Origin of the sequence: Marinoscillum sp., assembly GCF_965229915.1 — a bacterium.
In the GTDB taxonomy this organism is placed as follows: Bacteria; Bacteroidota; Bacteroidia; order Cytophagales; family Cyclobacteriaceae; genus Marinoscillum.
In genome coordinates, this window is record NZ_CBDDJZ010000001.1 from 54,594 (window position 1) to 68,715 (window position 14,122).

The 14,122-nt window shown below is 42.0% G+C and carries 12 protein-coding genes; all 12 read right to left on the minus strand.

All coding sequences use genetic code 11. From position 1 onward, the window contains the following. Positions 1–6: 6 nt before the first annotated feature. The 12 genes from ACO067_RS00230 to ACO067_RS00285 all read right to left on the minus strand — a co-directional run bounded on the left by ACO067_RS00230 (position 7) and on the right by ACO067_RS00285 (position 14,111). On the minus strand, positions 7–3,468 hold the full coding sequence (locus ACO067_RS00230) for a hypothetical protein (RefSeq protein ID WP_421868991.1): 3,462 nt from the start codon (positions 3,466–3,468) through the stop codon (positions 7–9). After that, positions 3,371–6,964 (minus strand): ATP-binding protein, encoded by a 3,594-nt coding sequence (locus tag ACO067_RS00235; RefSeq protein ID WP_421868994.1) that lies wholly within the window; start codon positions 6,962–6,964, stop codon positions 3,371–3,373. Before ACO067_RS00235 ends, ACO067_RS00230 begins: the two co-directional genes overlap by 98 nt. A 26-nt stretch (positions 6,965–6,990) precedes the next feature. Continuing rightward, positions 6,991–7,368 carry a DUF983 domain-containing protein gene (locus ACO067_RS00240; RefSeq protein ID WP_421868997.1) on the minus strand — a complete coding sequence of 126 codons (378 nt, stop codon included), beginning with the start codon at positions 7,366–7,368 and terminating at the stop codon, positions 6,991–6,993. Continuing rightward, positions 7,328–7,591: a hypothetical protein gene (locus ACO067_RS00245; RefSeq protein ID WP_421869000.1), complete on the minus strand. Its 264-nt coding sequence runs from the start codon at positions 7,589–7,591 to the stop codon at positions 7,328–7,330. Before ACO067_RS00245 ends, ACO067_RS00240 begins: the two co-directional genes overlap by 41 nt. Before the next feature lie 31 nt (positions 7,592–7,622). Beyond that, a complete protein-coding gene (locus tag ACO067_RS00250) occupies positions 7,623–8,207 on the minus strand; it encodes a DUF420 domain-containing protein (protein WP_421869003.1) in 585 nt (194 codons plus the stop codon). Then, entirely contained in the window at positions 8,185–8,607 is a 423-nt protein-coding gene (locus ACO067_RS00255; RefSeq protein ID WP_421869006.1) for a hypothetical protein, read from the minus strand. Before ACO067_RS00255 ends, ACO067_RS00250 begins: the two co-directional genes overlap by 23 nt. Before the next feature lie 63 nt (positions 8,608–8,670). Then, positions 8,671–8,994: a cytochrome C oxidase subunit IV family protein gene (locus ACO067_RS00260; RefSeq protein ID WP_421869009.1), complete on the minus strand. Its 324-nt coding sequence runs from the start codon at positions 8,992–8,994 to the stop codon at positions 8,671–8,673. An 18-nt stretch (positions 8,995–9,012) separates the two neighbouring features. Then, a complete protein-coding gene (locus ACO067_RS00265; RefSeq protein ID WP_421869012.1) occupies positions 9,013–9,753 on the minus strand; it encodes a cytochrome c oxidase subunit 3 in 741 nt (246 codons plus the stop codon). 12 nt (positions 9,754–9,765) lie between these two features. After that, positions 9,766–10,350 carry a cytochrome c oxidase subunit 3 gene (locus tag ACO067_RS00270; protein WP_421869015.1) on the minus strand — a complete coding sequence of 195 codons (585 nt, stop codon included), beginning with the start codon at positions 10,348–10,350 and terminating at the stop codon, positions 9,766–9,768. 2 nt (positions 10,351–10,352) lie between these two features. Next, complete coding sequence (cyoE, locus tag ACO067_RS00275; RefSeq protein WP_421869018.1) at positions 10,353–11,240, minus strand: heme o synthase; 888 nt, start codon at positions 11,238–11,240, stop codon at positions 10,353–10,355. After that, complete coding sequence (locus ACO067_RS00280; RefSeq protein WP_421869021.1) at positions 11,240–12,256, minus strand: COX15/CtaA family protein; 1,017 nt, start codon at positions 12,254–12,256, stop codon at positions 11,240–11,242. The genes cyoE and ACO067_RS00280 overlap by 1 nt, the downstream gene beginning before the upstream one ends. Further along, entirely contained in the window at positions 12,243–14,111 is a 1,869-nt protein-coding gene (locus ACO067_RS00285; RefSeq protein WP_421869024.1) for a cytochrome c oxidase subunit I, read from the minus strand. The genes ACO067_RS00280 and ACO067_RS00285 overlap by 14 nt, the downstream gene beginning before the upstream one ends. Positions 14,112–14,122 lie beyond the last annotated feature (11 nt).

The window sequence follows — 14,122 nt, forward strand, 5'->3', positions numbered from 1 at the left end:
TAACCCCTAAAAAAACGCTGTAACCGCCACCGACCCGGTATGAACCGCACTGCTTTCTTCTGACTTTCTACCAAAGTACTGCAATGTTAGCTGCAAGCCACGTCCCACCGACTGCTGCCAGTTCACACTCCATTTTTGATTGCTCCCGGGCTGTAGGGCCTCCAGCAGTTCATACCCCAGATACGAATTGCGCTCGCCTTGAAAATCGATTTCTAACCAGCTGAAAGTAGCATTGAGGTTCCCCTTCCCACTCCGTATCCAGGTGAGGTCTACTTGATAATCGGTGATGTGAGAAAACTCTTCTGACTCTGCAGTTTTGTTTCGTTGAGACGTCCCTCCGATCATTCGGAATTTATTCGTCGGTTGCCAAACCAGTTGCCCTCCAAAATCACGTCTGATCAGGTTATAGTTTCGCGAACTCAAAAAATCGGACCTGTTCTGTGTTGCTCCCAGTGTCACGTTACCTCTTACAATGAACACCTGATCAAAACCGATACGCACATTTGTTTCCCAGTCCTCGCGATCCTTCAACTCAAAGCCACCGCTGAGTAGCGATTTCACCTTAAGACTCGTATGCGTTACATCCAGCCCAAACCCGGGAGCATTACGATTGAAAAATAAGGTGTTGCGCACGAGGTTCATGGCGGATATCACTGAGGTATCATTCAAATTAGTACCGAATGGATTGATGCGCCTGGTTAGTGCTTCTTCTGTTGTTTTGAAATTGTACTTGAGGTTAGCATTAAACGAAACTTTTGATAACTGCCTGAGCAATCCGTCGTTATTTTTCCATTCTCTTGGCAGCCGGGCATCTACGGAGTGAATGTAGGTGGTCTGAAAGGCCTCGAGGTATTGATCCGTAGGTGTGAATAGCTTGATATAGTTGCGTTCATCAGGATTTACTGCCTCATAAAACTCATTCAAATCTTGAACTCCATCTTCATTTTCATCACGCCAAGTATGCGTACCATCTCCCGTAGCTACTTGCACGAATACAAATTCGCGTCTAAGCTCTCGGGTATTGGCGGTCGTAAACTGAAGATTGCTTCTTAAGTGATCCTTCCAAAATCCTGCATCCCAGCTAAACTTACCTAATAGATTTCGCTGTACCTGATTCGATGAATCAACTGGAGTTACTCTCCTGTAGTTAATAGAAAGTGCTACCTCGTGGTTTTCGAATTGATTGGAAGCCACCCCCAACCGAAGTTCCTCAGCATCGGTAAACCGGTCCAGATCGCCAGCCGATGGTTTGAAATCCGTTCGCCGGATATAGTCCAACCTTCCGATCAACCTGCTGGAGTCCCCTGTCTCGACAAACCAGTCGTGTGATTGATAATTCATCAATGTAGCCACAGTACTGTCATTTGCCGCTACCTGGGTTTGGTGCTGATCCAGTTCAAAGCGATAACCCGGACGGAGCACCCAAGCAACGAGCTGTAACTGATCGTAAGACCTCAGCCATCTCGATTGATAAATCCCCTGTTCACTTTGCATCCAGTATTGATTGCTCAGCAATTGGAACATTCCCAGGTGTTGATTCACCTCCACTTCCACCTTGGTGCCATCTACTACATCGGTGCGTTTGCGATGTACTACTTCAGCACCAAATAAATTGAATGGATTCTTTTGCAGGTTCACATTGGCCGTTGTAATCAGATCTTGCCGACTTAACAAGGTGTCAGAGAAATAATCATACGACCAGTCTCGATCAAAATCGACGGATCTAAAGCGATCAATAAAGGTGAACTGATCACTGTTGTATTCAAAACTCAAATCAGCTTCCAATTGATAGTCTGCATATACTGTTCTTCCTTTAGACCGTACGCCGGCTCTGGTTGCAAAACCTTGATTATCGCCATCGTCCAGATCAGCATATAGGTTTTGGTCTCTATCCGAAAAGGCAAGCTCTGTGTAGACAGTCTCAAAATCAGAAACAGGTAATTCCGTACCTGCGACAATTAGCTGGCGTTTGTTTGGAGTGGGTACTGTTTGTACTGGTTCATAGGCTCCATTTCCATCTCCTACCCACTCATAGGTGCGGCCATTGCTGGTATTGCTTAGCAGCACATAACTCCCATTGCCCGGACCCACCTCTGAAAAGCTAAGCTGATACAGTGCAACTTCCGGATCATCACTGACACGGTAAATAGTCACCCCCAAACTATCTCGTCGCTCGTATAAAATTGCATTATCAATAAACCCGGTCGAATCGATTCCTGATATAGAAGCCAGTCCATTGGTATCTCCTATTCCGGATAGTTCCAACTTATCAGCCGTCGTTAAATCAAAGGCCAAGGTATTGTTAGGATTGTCCTTCTCTCGGTAGTAGTTGAGATATACTTTGGCGTCCCCTTTGGTAAACTGCTGACTTGCAGAAATATTGGATCTGCTGTAGTACTGATTCGCATATTCATAATCCACCCTTATACGAGAAAACTGAGTGATAACTACCGTGTTGCTAAACGTAATCTCACCTAGATTGTAATCAATGACGTAATCACGATCAAATCCTCTTTCCAGCAATTTACCATCCAGATAGACCTTTTCAGAGTTAGCCATCACTATGATAAAGCGCTCACCATTTTGCCCACGTAGTTTGTAAGGGCCCTGTACTCCCTCCTGCGGATTGATAACAGTGGAAGTGAATTGGCCTTTCGCTATAGACCCCACAACTAAAGATTTGCTTTTCCAACCTGAATTTAATTCAGTTTGATAGCCAAGCGATAATCCTTGCACATTTTTATAATACTGTAAGAAGTAACCATCTTCCACAGGATTCTCTAAGACTATATCACCGGCAGTAACTTGAAACTGGGCATTGTACAACTTGATGTAGACATTGTCAAAGTCACGGATCTGTTGTGTATTGCCCTCGGGTTCATACGGAATGTTTTGATCCGTAATGACTGCAGACACTTTCAAGTCATCAGATAACTGTCCGTCCATTTGCAGGTTCAGCGCTGAGTTCACGAACACATTCTGTCTGTTGCCGAAAGTCACACCTCGTGTGATAGCTCCAGCGGTAGTTAACTCCCCAAACTCAAATAAGGCGGCCTTGTCTATAGCTCTGGATGTTCTTGATTGATCTCTGTATTGTAAATAGCCAGCTTTATACTTGCTCACATCCCGATAAAAGACCGGGGTTCTAACCATATCTGAGATCCGGCGAAAACAAACCGACACGCTATCTTCAAACTCTGTCAAGAATATTAAACTTGTGTAGTCGTCACTTAACTCATAAGGCACTGATGGATCAATCGATACACTACCCGGTTCTACTGGTAGTGTATCCAGCACCATTTTGGGAGTGTAAGTGGTGGACTGGCAGACTCGATTCTGCGCTAAGGTGGTCTGTGATGTTAAAATCAGACTAGCTGGAAGAAGTAGTATAGACAGGTAGCGTGATAAAGAACGTAGTGCCTTCTCCCTTTTCAGATTCAAACCATATGTTCCCTCCTGCGTTCTCAATTCCTTTTTTAGCTACCGCCAAACCTATTCCGCTTCCGGTTGATTTCGTACTAAAATAAGGAGTAAAAATCTTTTCCTTCTGATCTTCAGAAATCCCTTTGCCATTATCAGCAATGGCCAATTGGACTTTAGCTCCAAGCTGCCTGACCGAAATCCTGATCTGTGGCTTCCCAGATTGTACGGACTGAATGGCATTAAGAATAATATTGGTAAGAGTCCGACTGAAAATCTTTGGGTCTATCAGCACAGTGACCTGTTCAAGCTCATATTCTTTATAGATGTCGGCATCCTCTCCGTGATACAGATTGAGCGTATTTTCCACCAGCGATAGCAAGTCTAGCTGTTCAGGTTTTGGGGCTGGCATTTTCGCAAATTCTGAGAATGAGTCGGCAATGCTAGACAAGGAATCCACCTGCGTGAGCAAGGACGTATAGACCTGGTATTCCCTGGATGACTGATCGGTCGATCGCATCAGCTGCTGCACTTTTAGGCGCATTGGTGTGAGCGGATTTTTGATTTCATGCGCTACCTGACGCGCTATTTCCTTCCACGCCGATTCTTTCTGACTGACTGCTAGTGCTTCTTTACTCTCTTCAAGCTTGAGCAGCATCTTGTTATATTCTTTCACCAGACTGCCTATTTCATCCTGAGCATCATACTGTATTGGCTGGTTGATTTCCTGCAGACTTGTTTTACTAATTCGGTCTCCGATTTTCTTGAGTGGCTTCACCAATTGACCTACTATGAAGTTGCCACCAATAAGTGAAATCAAAAATATGAAAGAGAAAATAACCACCAGATTATTGAATACTTCCACTTGTTGCCTTCTGAGATGGTTCTTGCTATCAAAATAGGGCATTGCCAACACACCCAACAAGCGACCATCTTTGTAGGATCGCAGAGCGGTATAGGACGTCTTAAAATCCAACCTACCGATCGATTGATCGGTGATAATGTTTTGCTCACGTTTATAATGGATCTTATAAAATGCTGCCGGGTTCAGTAGGCTGGACAAGAGGCCCAGTCTGAAGATTTCTGGCTGTGAAGTAGTCACCAGCTTGCCTTTAATGTCGTATATATTGAGATCAGATTGGGCCAAAGAGGCCGCCTTAGCTATCTCATTGGCATAATCATCAATATTGATTCGACTCGAGAAATAAGCGTCAGATACGTCAATTAGATTTTCTGCAATGTTGAATGATCTCTTTCTGAAATTTCGATCGATCTCTTCTTTGTAGGAAGTGTTCAGTGTGTTAATCAAAGCAATACTAATCACTATCATAGGCAGCAGGAATGACAACCCCAGAAAAAGCTGAATCTTAGTGGAAAGGTTGAAACGATTGTGTTTCAATGCTACTCTCACCACTACAAACACTAATCCCAGGCTAAATAGCTGGATAAGAAACAAAAAACTAAAGTTGGAGAGTGTCGCCTGCAAATCGTACGTTGGAGAAACTATGATCAAGTTCCTACCATCACTGGTCTTCAACCCAAAATAATGATACCCATCCTGCTCTAATCCCTGCTCATACAAATGTGGATTTTTAAAATCCGAACTGTACAGTTTGTTCTCAAATGTAACTCGTCCTTGCTTGTATAGAATCTCTCCATTCTTAAACACCCCATAGTCAAACTCATCCCGACTTCCCATATAGTACTTGCTCTCTAACAAGAGTTCGGGAAACACACTTGTTGGAATGTATTTTTTTAGTGTCAGGTCCAGCACAATATGCCCGACATCTCGACCATAGGCCTCAATATCCATGAAGCACACGTACTTATTTCGGACATTCTCCGCCTTATCTTCTACGAAATAGATGTTTTGATAGTCGGTGGCCAGCGAATCCCTGGCAAATTCATTGCGCCAATCGGCATAGGATTGTGTGTTATCATCCTGCAGGGACTCCCCTTCTGCATCAAATAAATACACATCGATATCATATTTTTTGAAATAAGAAGAAAGGAACTGACGCTTGATTTTCTCACGGATATTCTGCCGCGCAAGTAGCCTGCTTAGCAGGCGTGTTCTTACGTACCGATCATTCGCAATTTCATCAAGAATCTGAGACAAATAGTACTCACCCAGGATGTCGTTCCTAATCAACAATCTATTTGCAAAGCGTTCTTTAGCTATGAGTTCGTCTTTTTCATAATGCTTATAAATGGAAAAAGAGAACAGTGTGGACACGAACGTAAAAATCAATACCAGGTATATGAATGACTGATACCTGATGGTATTGATCACTCTGTTGAGATGCAGGGTATCTATGATGAAGGTTAGCAGTATGAGTAATCCAAATACGAACACCATCTCAAGTCCGATCCATAGATAACCAATACAGGCAACCAATGTCAATGACAGGTAATACTTCCAGTTGGCAATAGCGCTGGCATTTCTTATCTGATTGTTCAACGTACTCATCAATAAAAAGCTCATGGCAGTGAATAACACTACCAGAAACCCTGCGACGCGCAATTCATCAAACTGTATGGACTCGCTGATATCCAGACTTACCTGGGAGTGCTCCAATATCAACCATACGGTCTCATAAAAAAAGAATGCGAATACAGCCTGTCCCAACATGGCCAATAAGCTATACCAATAGTCAGTATTTGAAGACAAGCGCTTACCTCTTGTCCTGTATTTAGTTGTAAACTCAAAATACAAGACGATGATGACGGCCATTGTGAAGAGGGCATTCAAAGCCAGGTCACCTAACGAATAGTTGAGTGTACCGTAAGTAAAATAGATCGGGTTGAATAACTTAAGAGAAGAAACACTGAGTGTGGACCAGGCAAAGAGGATTAATCGCCCAGCAAACAAAACAGTCACCCCCCAAAGACCATTTGATTCGATCTTTATGGAATAAACCCAGGTCAACACTGTAACAATCAATAGCAGAATCAACAATAATTCTACCCATTCATTTGCCTCCTGATTTTGCAACCCAATGCTGAACTGAAATAAGTTAATGCCTCGATAACTGATTTGGTGAGAGCCTTGGTTACTGACTTCTACCGACTGTCCTTGAAATATCGTCTCATTGTAAGTAACATCAAGGTATTGATTGGTGACCGGTGGAAGAGTTACTACCGGTACCACTGAGAAGATCTCAATTAAATCTCTATTGGCTACTACTTCTCGCCGATGGACTATCTTTAGTCCTGTGGCATCATGTAAGGTGTACAGTGTATCAGGCTGCTTAATTGCACTGTATTCGGGAAAGTACTTGGTATCGTTCCAGTAAACCAAACCTCCATTGATAAATACCCGCTTCGGAAAAAGACCTTGATCATCTATACCAAAGGGATTGGTATAGACCGAGAGTTGATTTTCAAAATCATTGAGATCTGCCAGCTGCTGGTTCAACAGTTCTGAGGTTCTCTTTTCTACCTGATTGACAATAGACTCCTCAGATGGCTGATAGTAATGAACCAGCACCAGGGTTGCCAATAACATAATTACTAGAATTCCGTAGAAGAGATTTTTGCGCATTCTTCAGATTATTATCCGAAGATACATTATTTGCTTGGGTCGTATTTTATCCCTCCAAACACGTGTGCAAATAGTATCCTCGAAAACCTAAAATTAAGAGGATACAAAACCAATGCCACAACCACCACAGAAATAATATATGTTTCTAATGGTGGGTCACCGGCTAGAAAATAAAGAATGAAGGCTGTAACTAGAAAAATTCCTACAGACAATGCGTAACTCACGTACATAGCTCCATAAAAGTACCCCGGTTCTACTTCAAACCGATGCCCGCAGTGCGGACAGTTTTCATGCATTTTGTAGAACTTAGTGATCTTCTGCAGGGGATATTCAAACATATCTCCTTTTCTGCAGCGAGGACATTTACCCTGTAATGCGGCTTGCAAGGGACTTTTTGCGGTCATTTACTTTTGCATTCTTAAACCAAAAATAGGCTACGATCCCGATGGCGATGTATGGAGTAACAAACAGGTACAGTATGCCAAAATTCAACCCTGCAGCTAAGGCTGTTTCTCCATGACTAACATTGTTTACCACCTGGGTTCTACACATGGCACACTGAGCCTCCATCATCAAAGGAAGGAGAAGTATCAGCAGCAAAATGTAGGCTCTAAAAAAGACTTTCATACTGGATTAACCTTTTCTATGTGTGTTGAGTTCAAAGGTAGTATGGACTAATCATTAAATAAACCAATACACCCGTTATTGATACATACAACCAAACCGGAAAGGTGTATTTCACTATTTTCTGATGCCTGGATATTTGGTTAGACAGAGCGTAATAAAAAGCCAATAACACAAAAGGAACTACCACAATAGACAAACCAATGTGTGAAAGCAGTGTGAATAAATAAATTCCTCTCATACTTCCAAGCTCAGCCTTTTCCGCACTACTCAAAACGCCATCATGATCTACATCACCGAATACCGTAGAAGTAGTACTCGCATGATATATCACGTAAGATACCAGAAACAAGGTACCAAGCACAAGTGCTGATAACATCAATGTGCGATGCAGTCTAATGTTCTTTTTCTTGATAGCAATCAATGCCGCTATTAAGAGTACAGCCGTCAGCGAGTTGATAACAGCATTCACACCTGGCAGAGCCCTAACCCAACCCTGATCACCCAATGATAGATTAATAGGTGCAAAAAGCAAAACTGCCACGACCACAGGTATAACTACAGACACGATCTGTATCACCCGCAAATAGGTCTTGTTACTTTCCAGTACTTGTTCCATTTCTGTAATTCAATACGTATATATCTACCTCTGCTAAAAAACGATCTACCTCTTCTCGCTTCAAATCATAAATACCACGGATCATGCCATCATGGTCCACTAGACTCATCTCGTAGTTCCATTTACAGCTATCTTTATTGCCTTCTATCAGCTTTACCTCTCCTATATTCATCAGCTTTGTGATAACTCTTTGTCTTTCATTTGGTTTGGTGTTGGCAGCTATTGAATCCAATCTCACCACTGCGTAGCCCTGAGGCTCTTCGCAGTTGCCTTCTGATTTTTCAATCACTGGTAGGGCAAACTTGTTTTCTCCAAAAGCCTGTAAAAACAGATACCACCCAACAGGTAGTCCAAACACAAGGATGAAGAACCCTACAACAATTAGTTTCCTTTGATTCATAGCTAAAAAAAAATCATGTCGCTTGAAACGACATGATTTTCGTATCTCTTATTGTTGATTCAATTAGTAAAGCACATTGAATATTGCAGATCCCTGATACATCAGAATGAAGATCAAAAACACCACGAACAACATCGGGAGAATCACTGAATAAATCAATGACTTCTTCTCGTGCCCCAAGTGCATGAATTCCGCAACTATATAGAATGCCTTTACTATCGTCAAAAAGATGAAGACAAAGGTCTTAAACCCTCCAGCATCTATCGTAAAAGCGATTATGAACTCTACTATAGTCACCGCTGCAAGAATAGATGCTACCCTCCAAATCTTCTTTATTTTGTCTTTGTCCGCAGGGATCACCTGCACATTTGTATTCTCTTGTTCCATTGTAATGCTGTTTTAAGATTAGATAAGGTAGAAGAAGGTGAAAACGAATACCCACACAAGGTCTACAAAGTGCCAGTAAAGACCTACTTTCTCTACCATCTCATAGTGGCCTCTTTTCTCCATAATTCCGACAGTCACTTGATAGAAGATCACAAAGTTGATCATCACACCACTGAATACGTGGAAACCGTGAAAACCAGTAATAAAGAAGAACAGAGCTGCAAAATTAGATGGACCATATTGGTTCATGCTAAGGTTAGCTCCAATAAAATTATTGCTAGCAACATTTTTTGCGATATCCGTACCAGCGATAAAGTGTGACCACTCCCAGGCCTGGCATCCAAGAAAAGTCAACCCACCAACTATGGTCCATAGCATCCACTTTTCAACGGCTTGCTTGTCCATTCTGTGTCCTGCTTCCACTGCCAGTACCATGGTGACACTACTCAAAATCAAGATGAATGTCATGATACCAACGAAAACCAATGGCAAATGCACACCATGTACAAATGGAATAGCATCGTAAACCATCTCTGGTATCGGCCAGTATTCTTGTGAAAATGCAAAATCCGAAATAGCTCCTTCAAAAGCCGGATGGCTGTATCTGATCAAACCATAGGTGATCAATAGAGCTGAGAATGTAAACGCATCCGAAAGCAGGAAGAACCACATCATAAGCTTGCCGTAGCTCACTTTCATTGGCTCGACTCCACCACGCCATGGGCTGCCTTCTTTTACTACCACTGCAGTGTTTGCCATAGTTAAGTTAGTCTAATTATTTAGAATCAAAAATAAGTATAAATACAACCAAAGTCCACCTAGAAAGTGCCAGTATGTAGTACACATCTCAATTTGCACCATACTTTTTGAATGAACTCGATATCTAAATGCATTCACCAATACAATCGCTAAGAAAATAACTCCACCGATCAAATGCAATGCATGTAATCCCGTAAATATGTAAATGAATGAACCCGCTGGGTTACCAACAAAATATACATCCTGGGCAACTAACTGATTCCAAGACATATACTGACCGATTACAAAAGCTACCGCCAATATCCCAGTCAAAACCAGGTTGAGGCGAATTCCTAACAAATTGTTGCGCCGTGCAAAGAAATAGGACAATTGCATAGTAATACTGCTCAACACGATAACTACGGACGTCACGTTGAACAAAGTAGGAAAATCTACAATCAGCCAGTCTCCCTCGGCCCTTTTCACCACATAAGCACTTGTGAGGGACGCGAAAATCATCACCACCGTGATGATAAATAACCACATCGCAAACTTCTTGGGATGCACAGACTTTACTCTAGCCCTACCAATCAATGGAATATCTGCTGCTTTATCCATAGTTAAACCTTATCTAATAAATACGCTATTTGTACAATCGGTAAGTATATAAACGATCCAAACATGATCTTCAATGCTGACCTCCTTGAATAATCTTTCATTAATGAAAATGTTTGCGCTAAAAAAAGCACACCACAGATTGTCACGATCACACCACTAGTAATTCCTACCAATCCAAAGTAGGTAGGCAACAAGCCTAATGGAAGTAAGAACAACGTGTAGATCATGATATTGATAGCAGTATTTAAATCTTGCTTACCACCAGATGGTAGCAGCTTGAATCCTGCCCGTTTGTAGTCTTCATCTGCTACCCAGGCAATGGCCCAAAAATGCGGAAACTGCCAAATGAATTGGATTCCGAAAATGATCATTGCTTCGTAGGTGATGGAACCTGTGGCAGCTACCCAACCTAACAATGGAGGCAAAGCACCGGGAATTGCGCCAACAAATACAGCGATGGGTCCTACTCTCTTCAGAGGGGTATAAACAAATGAGTAGAGTATCATGGAAACAAACGACAGTACCACCGTCAGCATATTGGTTTGCCAAACAAGGATACCAAACCCTAACAGTCCAGTAAGAACTGCAAATTGTCTCGCTTCATTCACTGACAACCTTCCAGTAGGTAATGGTCGGTTCTGGGTCCTTGTCATTAACTTGTCGTATTCCTTTTCGGTAATCTGATTGATAACAATGGAAGTGCCAGAAATCAGAAAACCTCCTAACACCAACCATAGAAAATGTGCCCAATCAACAGTGCCCGTATTTCCGAGTAAATAGCCAAAACCACATGAGAAAGCCACCAAAAAGGAGAGCCTGAATTTCAAAAGCTCATAGAAACTTTTGGCTCTACTAATCATGGAAATGCTTGTCGTTCCTAATGCTTGCATTAATTGTTGTTTACTTTCAAATTGGTGCACAAAAATAAGTAAAATATCACTCCGAATGCCACGCTTGCCAGCAGCAAGTGAAGTGGCTGTGCAAAAGCCGGCATTCCAGCGTAGGTTAATACAATGCCTAGTAAAACCTCCATTCCGATAGCGCCAATCAATAGCTTTATTGGAGTTGTCAATGCTCCTTTCTTCCAGTTGTAGTAGGAGAACCAACCAACTATCGCCACTATCAATAAAGAATATGATCTGTGTACATAGAATAGCGTCCCTATTTCAGTCAGCCATTCGGATCGGACGATCTCAGTCATTGACTTCATCCAGTCAATCTCCTCTCTTACCTGAATACCCAGCACTATCTGAATCAAAAACAGTACAAACAGAATCAGTAATATGCCTTTACCATATACCAAGTTGGATTTGTCTGTATCCATTATAAAGTTTTGTCCAATAAGTAAACATACCAGCAGCAGTGCTAACAGCATATGGAAGGAGATAAACCCAGGTAATAAATTGGTTGATACCACCAGTGATCCTATCCATCCCTGAAATAACACCAAAACGAGAGATAATGCACTCAATAAAACAACTCTCCTATCGATTCTCCAATACTTCAATGAAAACCATAAATTAAGTATGATCAGCAATCCAATCAATACTCCAACCAAACGATTGATATATTCCACCCAGGCTTTGGTGGTATCAAACTTTGTAACTTCTTGTATGGTCGGGTCATCAGCAACTTTTGCGGCAAGTTGGTTAAAGCCGAATGTAGTGAGGGTTTTGGCCAAACGCTTATTCTTTTGCAGTCGAGAGTCTACATAAACCTGTTCGTACCCCTCTGGTAAAGCGGATTCATCTGAAGGCGGAATATACGATCCAAAGCACTTTGGCCAATCTGGACAGCCCATCCCTGCTCCCATACTACGAACAATGCCGCCCACTAAAATTAGAAGGTAGACGGCAATGATCGTAATGAGATTAATTCTATTCGCTAAACGGTTATTTTGATTCATTTGCCGGAGCTGGAGTCACGTTCTCGCTTTTAGCCAATTCAGCTTCGTGTGGCAAGTTTGATTCAGGTGTTTTGCTGTAAGGAACGTTCTGAGGAATGAAGTCATCAGCTGCTCCTGGCTTACTATAATCATATGGCCAGCGATACACTGAAGGTATTGCACCAGGCCAGTTTCCGTGACCGACAACTCTTGGTGTGGTCCACTCAAGGGTGTTTGATCTCCAAGGATTCAAAGGAGCTTTGCGTCCTCTGTATATACTATAGAAGAAATTGAATAGGAAGATGAACTGCGCACCGAATGTAATGATGGCCGCCACACTTACGAATGCATTCAAATCTGTAAATGAACTGAAAGCATCAAAACTTGTAAATGAATAGTACCTTCTTGGAAATCCTGCAATACCAATATAGTGCAGTGGGAAGAATACAAGATATACTCCTACGAATGTTAACCAAAAGTGGAGATATCCAAGTTTTTCATCCATCATGCGACCAAACATTTTTGGAAACCAGTGATAAACTCCTGCCAAAAGGCCGAAGAACGCTGCACTACCCATTACTAAGTGAAAGTGAGCCACTACAAAATAGGTATCGTGCAAAGTGATATCCACAGCAGAGTTACCAAGGAATAGTCCAGTTACACCACCTGAGATAAAGAAAGACACCAAACCAATGGAGAACAACATCGCAGGGGTAAACACAATGTTACCTTTCCACAAAGTGGTGATATAATTAAACGCTTTTACTGCCGATGGTACAGCAATTATCAATGTAAGGAACATGAATATAGATCCAAGGAATGGATTCAATCCTGACACGAACATGTGGTGTGCCCACACGATAAATGAAAGGAAAGCAATCGCTAGTATGGAACCAATCATCGCCCTATAACCGAATATTGGCTTTCTCGAATTAGTTGATATGATTTCAGAGGTGATTCCCAACGCTGGTAGAATTACAATGTACACCTCCGGGTGTCCAAGGAACCAGAAAAGGTGTTGATATAAAATTGGGCTTCCTCCTACATTAGGTAATGCTTCACCATTGATGTAAATTTCGGACAAATAGAAACTTGTTCCAAACGAACGGTCAAACACCAACAGCAGTGCTGCTGCAAACAATACTGGGAACGACAACAAACCAATTACCGCAGTAATGAAGAAGGCCCAGATGGTCAAAGGTAGTCTTGAGAAAGACATGCCTTCAGTTCGCATATTAATGACAGTAGTAATGTAATTGATCCCTCCCAACAAGGTAGAGGCAATGAAGAAAACCATTGAAACCAACCACATCGTCATACCAGCACCTGATCCCTGAATTGCCTGAGGTAACGCGCTCAAAGGTGGATAGATAGTCCAACCACCAGCTGCAGGTCCAGTCTCCAGGAATAAAGAAATGAACATGACCACACTAGACAAAAAGAAAAACCAGTACGACAACATGTTCATGAAACCAGAAGCCATATCTCTGGCACCAATCTGTAGTGGAATCAAGAAATTACTGAATGTACCACTTAGCCCAGCTGTTAAAACGAAAAAAACCATAATGGTACCGTGCATGGTAACGAGTGCTAAATAAAATTCTGAATCAAGCTTACCTGCGTCAGTGATCCATGTACCTAATATCGGCCGCAACCACTCCAGTTGCATTTCTGGAAAACCAAGTTGCAATCTGAATATAATAGATAGTGCACCCCCGATTATTGCCCAGAATATACCTGTGATCAGGAATTGCTTGGCAATAGTTTTGTGATCGGTACTAAAGATGTATTTGCTAATAAATCCTTGTTCATGATGCTCATGTCCATGATCATCATGTGCTAAATGCTCGTCTACTTTAATGTCTGCTACTGACATGTTATTGTCGT